Source organism: Pacificibacter sp. (genome assembly GCF_039769035.1).
In the GTDB taxonomy this organism is placed as follows: Bacteria; Pseudomonadota; Alphaproteobacteria; order Rhodobacterales; family Rhodobacteraceae; genus Celeribacter.
Map to the genome: position 1 here is coordinate 1 of NZ_JBDMZG010000155.1, position 8920 is coordinate 8920.

The 8920-nt window shown below is 53.7% G+C and carries 8 protein-coding genes; 6 read left to right on the plus strand and 2 right to left on the minus strand.

Annotated elements, in window-relative coordinates; genetic code table 11:
- Positions 1 to 288 precede the first annotated feature (288 nt).
- On the plus strand, positions 289 to 960 hold the full coding sequence (locus ABF287_RS13510; RefSeq protein ID WP_347185525.1) for a thiamine diphosphokinase: 672 nt from the start codon (positions 289 to 291) through the stop codon (positions 958 to 960).
- 11 nt (positions 961 to 971) lie between these two features.
- Here the strand turns inward: ABF287_RS13510 and ABF287_RS13515 are convergent, their stop codons facing one another.
- Positions 972 to 1883: a DMT family transporter gene (locus tag ABF287_RS13515; protein WP_347185526.1), complete on the minus strand. Its 912-nt coding sequence runs from the start codon at positions 1881 to 1883 to the stop codon at positions 972 to 974.
- A gap of 42 nt (positions 1884 to 1925) precedes the next feature.
- Positions 1926 to 2303 carry a YbaN family protein gene (locus ABF287_RS13520; protein ID WP_347185527.1) on the minus strand — a complete coding sequence of 126 codons (378 nt, stop codon included), beginning with the start codon at positions 2301 to 2303 and terminating at the stop codon, positions 1926 to 1928.
- A 271-nt stretch (positions 2304 to 2574) separates the two neighbouring features.
- Between ABF287_RS13520 and rpiA the strand changes: the two genes are divergently transcribed.
- The 5 genes from rpiA (at position 2575) to ABF287_RS13545 (ending at position 8803) form a co-directional block, all read left to right on the plus strand.
- Positions 2575 to 3366 carry a ribose-5-phosphate isomerase RpiA gene (gene rpiA, locus ABF287_RS13525; protein WP_347185528.1) on the plus strand — a complete coding sequence of 264 codons (792 nt, stop codon included), beginning with the start codon at positions 2575 to 2577 and terminating at the stop codon, positions 3364 to 3366.
- A 128-nt stretch (positions 3367 to 3494) separates the two neighbouring features.
- Positions 3495 to 4856: a glutathione-disulfide reductase gene (gene gor / locus ABF287_RS13530; protein WP_347185529.1), complete on the plus strand. Its 1362-nt coding sequence runs from the start codon at positions 3495 to 3497 to the stop codon at positions 4854 to 4856.
- 171 nt (positions 4857 to 5027) lie between these two features.
- Entirely contained in the window at positions 5028 to 6170 is a 1143-nt protein-coding gene (gene hflK / locus ABF287_RS13535; RefSeq protein ID WP_347185530.1) for an FtsH protease activity modulator HflK, read from the plus strand.
- Positions 6170 to 7045, plus strand: a complete 876-nt coding sequence (locus ABF287_RS13540) for a protease modulator HflC (RefSeq protein WP_347185531.1) — start codon at positions 6170 to 6172, stop codon at positions 7043 to 7045. Before hflK ends, ABF287_RS13540 begins: the two co-directional genes overlap by 1 nt.
- Before the next feature lie 282 nt (positions 7046 to 7327).
- Entirely contained in the window at positions 7328 to 8803 is a 1476-nt protein-coding gene (locus tag ABF287_RS13545; RefSeq protein WP_347185532.1) for a Do family serine endopeptidase, read from the plus strand.
- The last annotated feature ends 117 nt before the right edge of the window (positions 8804 to 8920 follow it).

Sequence of the window (8920 nt, forward strand, 5' to 3'; positions counted from 1 at the left end):
ACCTCAAAACCATAGGGTGGCGCGTCTGTGCCAACATCTTTGAAGTGATTGATGATGTCGCGCATGGCGGACATGGGATCATCGAAACCTTTAAAAGTGCAAGACAACATCCCGTAAGAGACTGTCAGAGCTTTGTTATTGTTTGCCATTGCACACTCACCTTCTTCGTTCTTCAGCCTTTTGGTTTTCGGTCTTAAACAAGTCTTAATTCAGAGCCAAACTGAGAAAAGAGCGTGATTTTTTCGTGTTCTAATTGTGGCTGAACGGCAAATAAGGCAGGGTGCGGGCATGATAGAAACGATCTTATCCAGTTCAAACGGCGTCACTCTTTTGGGGGGTGGAACAGTTGATGCAGACATCTTGGCGCAAACGCTAAAACGTGCGCCGAAACTGGTTGCAGCTGACGGGGCTGCGGACACGGCGCTTGATTTGGGTCATGTCCCAGACGCGGTCATCGGCGATTTTGACAGTGTGTCTGAGGTGGCGCGCGCGCGATTGCCGCGTGAAATCTTGCACCATATTGCCGAGCAAAACAGCACTGATTTTGAGAAATGCTTGTCGCGCGTCGAGGCGCCAATCATTTTTGGTGTTGGCTTTATGGGCGCGCGGATTGATCACGAGCTGGCGGTGTATAACAGTCTGATACGCAATCCCCACAAGTGCTGCATCATTGTCGGCAAGACTGACATATGCATCCACGCACCGCGTCATTTGGTGCTTGAACTTGAGATCGGAACACGGGTTTCCCTGTTTCCGTTCAAGCCTGTGACGGGTACCAGCACGGGATTGCGCTGGCCGATTGACGACATCCCTTTTGCGGGTGGCGGATTGATCGGCACCTCAAATGAGGCAAGTGCGACGCGTGTGGAGCTTACGCTTCATGGCGATGGCATGCTGTTGATTCTGCCCAGCGAGGCGCTGCCAAATTTGTTGGATGCTTTGGATCTGGATCTCGGGTAGACCACCAACTTCTAAGATGTCCTAGGTATGGTCAATTCTGCGCGCGCGTTGATGCGTTCGCGGTGAATCACGTAAAGCCCAGAGCCAATAATAAGCGCCACGCCGAGCCATGTGGTGGGTTCGGGGAAGTCGCCGAAAATCAACAATCCAATGACTGTGGCAAAGGCCATTTCTGCGTAAGAAAGTGGTGCGACTGTGGCCGATGGCGCTATGCGTAAGGCGAAGGTCAAAAACAAATGTGACACGGTGGCGATCATTCCGACGCCGAGCAAAAAGACCCACGAGTTGCCGACTGGCATAGAGGCATCAAACAGGGTGCCACTGCCTTCGAACACAATCAAAAGCGGTGCCGACATTATGAGTGCCAATCCAGAGGTGGCGGCTTGAAGCTCCAGCGGCGGGTGTCTGCGCAGCGAGCGCGTGACAAGCATATAGGCTGCAAAGCAAAAGCCCGTCACCAAAGGCAGCAGGGCGACGAAGCCAAAAGACATCACGCCGGGGCGCACAACAATCAGCGCGCCAAGAAAGCCGACGCCTGAGGCGATGATTCGACGTGGTCCCACGCTTTCGCCCAAAAAGAACCATCCCATGAGCATCAAGATAAAGGGTTCGACAAAAACGATGGCCAAGGCATCGGCCAAGGGCATGATGCGGATGGCTGCGACGAATGTGAGTGTCGAGCCCAAGGTGAACACCGCCCGCAACAGCAAAAGCCCCCAGTCGCGGCGGGTGAAATCCCATTTTGCGCCAAGCACCAGTGCCAAGGAAAATACAATGGCGCCTTGCACCGCATAACGTGCGACAGCGATTTGACCTGTTGCGTGAAAGTCGCCCGCAAGTTTGGCGCTTGCATCCATGATGGGTGCAAGGGCGGTGAATGCGAGCATGCAAAAGATGCCAAGCAGGGGTCGATCGTTGTTCATGGCGCCATTAGAACGACGCAGTGCGTTTGCGCAAGCCCGCGCTTACGCGTTGGGACGTGTTAAAATGTACAAGGCAGCTGCACCCATGCACAGGGATTGAATGACAATCACTTTCGCAGGCAGGCCGAACACCAAGGATGCGGTCAAGGTTGCGCCCATCATGCCGATGGCGATGAGCTTGATGCGCGGTGCGATGCTGCCGGTTTCTTCCCAACTGTGAATAGGCGGGCCGAGGGTTGGGTGGGACACAAGCCAATGCCGCAACCTTGGCGAGCCTTTGGTGAAAAAGAACGCGGCCAAAATGAAAAAGACAGTGGTGGGCAGCAAAGGCAAGATCGCGCCAATCACGCCCAGCAACACACAGACCCAGCCAAGGACGAGGTGAACGTATTTCAGAGTGCTGGATTTAAAAAGGGGCACAGGGGGGATGTCCGTTGGAACAGCGCTTTAGCTACATCTGCCATTGTAAACATGGCTCACAACAGCGCGCCGCAGTGAAAGTCAGATACATGTGTGCTTGGATGCCTAAGATTCAAGACGTTTGACCAAAAGTGATGCTGTCCTTTACCGTAACGACACGCCCAGCCTTTCGCCATGCAACGCAAGGCGATACGCTTGATTGTATGAGACCGCTTCTGCCGTGTCGCCTTTGGGCTTGGGGCAGCGACGTTTGTTTAAGGAAATCTGCCTGATGCCTGACACTGTTTCTTCTCGCGGGTTGTCGCCAATTGATACCGCCAAATATGCGGCCGCAAGACGTGCCGTTGAGTTTGTACAAAATGGTATGAAGGTGGGGCTTGGCACAGGGTCAACCGCCGATTGGATGGTGCGATTGTTGGGGCAAAAAGTGCGTCAGGATAATTTGCACATCCTGTGTGTGCCAACCTCCAAGCGCACCGCAGATTTGGCGCATGCCCAAGGCCTTGCGCTGACCACGCTTGATGAGGCGCAATGGCTGGATTTGACCATTGATGGGGCAGACGAATTTGATGCTGAGTTGAACCTGATCAAGGGTGGCGGAGGCGCGCTTTTGCACGAAAAAATCGTGGCCACTGCGTCGGACCAGATGATTGTGATCTCTGATGTCTCCAAACAAGTCGACACTTTGGGCGCGTTTCCTTTGCCCGTCGAAGTGATCCCGTTTGGCCTGCAAAGCACGCGCGCGCTGATTGAGGAAACGCTTGTGTCGATGGATGTTGCGGGGCGTAAGACAACGTTGCGCCGCAACGGGGACGCGCTGTTCAAGACGGATGAAGGCAATCATATCATTGATTTGCATGTGCAACGTATTGGCCATGCGCGCCAACTTGCGCTTGCTTTGAACCAATTGCCAGGCGTTGTGGAGAACGGTTTGTTCATCGATACCTGCGATCTGGTTCTCATTGGCCATGGCGATGGGCATGTCGACGCGCAGGGGATCCATGATCCAGCTGCAGCCGAAGATATGGCGCTGGGCGGGAAAAACATTTTTACCGATCTGTAGTCTTGCGCGACACGCGTGGGCTGTTCACGAAAAGTTACGCCGCAATGCATGCTGCGGGGTTTTGTTTTGTGCATCGTATGACTACAATCGCCACAGATTTAGAAATATTCCAAATTGGGTGACGACAGATGGCTTTTGACTTTGATCTCTTCGTAATTGGCGGTGGCTCTGGTGGCGTGCGTGCGGCGCGGCTTACCGCAGCAGGGGGCGCGAAAGCGGCCTTGGCGGAAGAATTCCGCATGGGCGGCACCTGTGTGATCCGTGGCTGTGTGCCCAAAAAGCTGATGGTCTTTGCGTCGCAGTACTCAGAAGCGGCAAAAGAGGCCTCTGAATATGGTTGGGATATTTCCATTGGCGATTTCAATTGGGAATCGTTTCAGACCCGTTTGAAGACCGAATTGTCTCGTTTGGAAGCCATCTACACCAAGAATGCAGGCAACGCGGGCGTGGAAATTTTTCACCAACGCGCCACTGTCAAAGACGCGCACACAGTTGTCTTGGCTGATGGCAAGGAAGTGACTGCGAAACACATCTTGATCGCTACAGGCGGCACGCCGTTTGTGCCACAAAATGTGCCAGGTATTGAGCATGCGATCACATCAAACGAAATTTTCGACATCCCTGAATTGCCAAAACGTATCTTGATCGTTGGCGGTGGCTATATCGCGTCTGAGTTCGCTTGTATCTTTAATGGTCTGGGCGCTGAAACGTCGCAATATTACCGCGGCGCACAGATCTTGCGCGGTTTTGATGATGAAGCACGCGGCCATATCGCCGAAGTGATCAAAGACCAAGGCGTTCATTTGCACACGGGCACTGACGTTGAAAGCATCGCTAAACAAGATGATGGCTTGCATGTGACATCTACGGACGGCAACACCAAAGTGTTTGATGTGGTGCTCTACGCGACTGGGCGCACGCCGAATGTTGCAGGGCTTGGCCTTGAAGAGGTTGGCGTCAAACAGGGCCGCGCTGGCGAAGTTGTGGTGGATGACTACAGCCAGACCAACATTCCGTCGATCTATGCTGTGGGCGATGTCACCAATCGTATTCAGCTGACACCTGTTGCCATCCGCGAAGCTGTGGCGTTCCACGAGACCGTGTTCCAAGGCAATCCGATGAAACCGGATCACGCCAACGTGCCGTCCGCCATCTTTACCCAGCCAGAATACGGCGCGGTTGGCATGACCGAAGAGCAAGCGCGCGAGGAACGCCCCGTTGAGGTTTATTCCGCCGCTTTCCGCCCCATGCAAAACGCGTTTATCGGCAAAGACGAACGGGTGATGTTCAAATTGATCGTCTGCACAGAGACGCGCAAAGTCTTGGGCTGTCACATCATCGCGCCGCACGCAGGTGAAATGATTCAACTTGCGGGCGTTGCCGTGAAAATGGGCGCGACCAAAGAAGATTTCGACGCCACCGTTGCTGTACACCCAACAATGGCAGAAGAAATTGTACTGATGAAAGCGCCTGTTCGCGTCCATAAATAGGCGTCAGAGGCCAACGCGATAAGAAAACATGTGGAAAAACACACATTTGGGCTGCGCTGACGCGCGCAGCCCTTGAAAGTCGCGACCAAAAAGAACACCTTATGCACAAGCCTTGGCTTGGCGTTCCGACAGGGGCGCAGCCAAATGTTTTTGAGAGAGGAACAGACCTAAATGGCCAGCAATAACGGCGGACCATGGGGATCGGGTGGCGGTGGAAACCGCGGCAACGGGCCTTCGAATGATGACAAAGACACCTCCGGCGGCAACCGCCGTCCTGGCGGTGGCAATCAACCTCAAATTCCTGAGATCGACCAAATGCTCAACAAGGGCAACGAGTATCTCAAGGTTTTGATGGGCGGCAAAGGGGGCGGCAATGGCGCGTCTCCGCGCAACTCAGGTGGCGGCGGCGGCATCCCTAAAGGGATGATCGGGCTTGGCCTTTTGGGTGCCGTTGGTGTTTGGCTTGTCAGCTCAGTTTACACGGTGCAAACGGAACAAAACGGTGTTGAGCTGTTCTTGGGCCAATATCACCGCACCACCACAGAGGGCTTGCGCTTTGCGCCTTGGCCTTTCGTGACATACGAAAAGGTCAACGTGACCGGCCAGCGCTCTGAAAGCATTGGTGTTGCAGGATCTGGTGACAACGGCTTGATGCTGACCACCGATGAAAACATCGTCGACATCGATTTCCAAGTGGTTTGGAACATCAACGATTCCTCGAAATACCTGTTCAACTTAGCGGATCCACGCGGCACCGTGCGTGCTGTGTCTGAATCCTCAATGCGTGAAATCATTGCGTCGTCCAGATTGTCACCCATTCTCAACCGTGATCGTGGTCTGATTTCTGATACGGCAAAGACGTTGATCCAGTCCACATTGGATGGTTTGGATTCAGGGATCACGGTCGTTCGTGTCAACCTCGACAAAGCCGATCCACCTGCGGAAGTGATCCAGTCATTCCGCGAAGTGCAAGGCGCGGAACAAGACCGTGACCGTTTGGAACGACAAGCGGATGCTTACGCCAATACAGTTGTCGCGGGTGCACGTGGTGCTTCTGCGCAGATCTTGGAAGAAGCCGAAGGTTACCGAGCGCGTGTCGTCAACGAAGCACAGGGTGAGGCGTCACGTTTCACAGCTGTTTTGGGCGAGTACCAGAACGCACCTGATGTGACACGCAAGCGTCTTTACTTGGAAACAATCGAAGAAGTTTACAGCCAAACTGACAAAATCATCTTGGATGAAAACAGTGGCGGTTCTGGCGTCGTGCCATATTTGCCGCTCAATGAGCTCAAGAAATCAGGGGGGACAAACTAATGAATAAGCTTCCATTTATCTTTATCGGCTTGATCGTTGTCGTCGTTGTTCTCCTGTCTTCCGTGTTCATCGTTGATGAACGCCAAAAAGCTTTGGTCATTCAGTTTGGTCAAATTAAAGCTGTCAAAGAAGAGCCAGGTTTGGCCTTTAAAATCCCAGTGATTCAGAATGTCGAATACTACGACGACCGCATTTTGTCGCTTGAAACAGCTGAAACCGAAGTGACGCCATCCGATGATCGTCGCCTCGTGGTAGATGCCTTTGCGCGTTACCGTATCGTTGATGTGGTGAAATTCAAACGCGCCGTGTCCACTGGTGGTATGCGCAAAGCGGAAAGCGATCTTGAAGGGATCTTGATCGACCGTATTCGTGCTGTTTTGGGTGCGGATGGTGTGACATCCAACACAATCTTGTCTTCCGAGCGGACTGTGTTGATGGATCAAATCACCGAACAAGCTGATGCGCGCGCCGACCAATTGGGCGTCGACATCTTGGATGTGCGTCTCAAGCAAACCAACTTGCCTGAGAAAAACTTGGACGCCACATTTGCGCGGATGCGTGCAGAACGTGAACGTGAAGCGGCAGACGAGCGTGCGCGTGGTGAAGAGGCTGCGCAGCGTGTGCGGGCTCAAGCGGATCGTACCGTTGTGGAACTTGAATCTGCAGCGCGTCGTCAGGCCGAAATCGCCCGCGGTGAAGCAGATGCTGAGCGCAACCGTATCTTTGCGGATGCCTTTGGCGCGGACCCAGAGTTCTTTGAATTCTACCGCTCGCTCAACGCGTACCGTGTCGGCCTTGGTGGGGACACAACCACGATGGTGATCTCACCGGACTCAGAGTTCTTTGATTATTTGAAATCCTCTACGGGCAAGTGATCTGACTGCAAAATGATTTCAAAGGGCCTGTGCATGCACGGGCCCTTTTTCTATGCGCGACACGGGCGTTTGCCCGCCAATTTCAACGACTTGTAAACGCGCTTAGGGGAATGTTTGCCACAATTCCCGCTTTTATCTTTCACGCAGTGATCACATGCTGTTGACTGAAAGCGACTGACGTTGAGTTGCACAGATTGATACATATATTTACCCATAGATTACACTAGGCGTGGCGCGACTGCTGATGCTCGCATGAATTCAAGAGGAAAGAGTCCTATGACCATGACAAATGTCATTCCATTTTCAAATGAAACCCAAAACTCAAAGTTTCGGCTGCTTTTCGTCGCGCTGATCGGCGCGTTTGCTTTGCTGCTTCAAACGATCACTGCCGATGCACGTGGTGCTCCGGAAAGCTTTGCTGATCTGGCCGAAGCGGTGAGCCCTGCCGTCGTGAACATCACAACAACAACCATTGTTGAGGCGTCTGCCGACAACAGCCCACTGGTGCCCGAAGGGTCGCCGTTCGAAGACTTCTTTAGAGAATTTTCAGATCGTGGTGGGCAGGGGGGCAACAGAGCTCCGCGCCGAAGCCAAGCCTTGGGATCGGGATTTGTGATTTCGGAAGATGGCTACATTGTCACCAACAACCACGTGATTGAAGGCGCCGACGAGATCGAGATCGAGTTCTTCGAAGGCTTCACCTTGCCAGCGACTTTGGTCGGAACCGACCCAAAAACCGACATCGCAGTGCTTAAGGTTGAAAGCGACAAACCACTTGTTTTCGTAGCCTTTGGCGACAGTGATGTGGCGCGCATGGGCGATTGGGTGATGGCCATGGGTAACCCGCTTGGCCAAGGATTCTCAATTTCCGCAGGTATCGTGTCGCAACGAGGCCGTGCCCTGCAAGGCGCCTATGACGACTACATTCAAACAGATGCTGCGATCAACCGTGGTAACTCTGGCGGTCCATTGTTCAACATGGACGGCGAAGTGATCGGCGTGAATACCGCGATTTTGTCACCAAATGGCGGCTCCATCGGTATCGGGTTTTCCATGGCGTCCAATGTTGTGACGCGCGTAACAGATCAATTGATCGAATTTGGTGAAACACGCCGTGGTTGGTTGGGTGTCAAAATTCAAAACGTCAGCGACGATGTCGCAGAAGCAATGGGCCTGGATTCTGCATCCGGTGCCTTGATCACTGATGTGCCAGAAGGTCCATCAAAAGAGGCGGGCATTGAAGCGGGCGATGTGATTGTGTCTTTCGACGGCAAAGATGTCGAAGATGCCAACGCTTTGGTGCGCACTGTTGGTGAAGCCGAAGTTGGCAAAGCGGTTCGCGTTGTGGTGTTCCGTGATGGCAAAACCAAAACGCTTATGGTGACACTGGGACGTCGCGAAGAGGCAGAAAAAGTCGCTTTCCCGACATCCGAAGAAGATGCGCCAGCTGTGGTTGAAGACACAGAGCTGTTCGGTTTGACGGTTGCGCCGTTGACCGATGAGACACGTGAACAACTCGGTGTGGCCGCTGGCACAAATGGCTTGGCGGTTATGGCCGTGGACGAGACATCAGAAGCATACACCAAAGGCCTTCGGGCGGGTGATGTGATCGTCGAAGCGGGCCAAGAGCCCGTTGCCTCACCGGCTGACTTGAGTGCTCGTGCGGAACAGGCGCGTGAAGCAGGTCGCAAGACTGTGCTGTTGCTTGTGCGTCGCGCCGGCGAGCCACGTTTTGTCGCGCTGAGCGTGGACGAATAAGCCACGGCACGCACAATTATTGAACAAGGGCGGCCGCTGTGTCGCCCTTTTCCACACCCCGCGCCTTTGCACGTATGTCTATGTTCGGTGCCCCACATCGTGCACAGGCCAATGTGC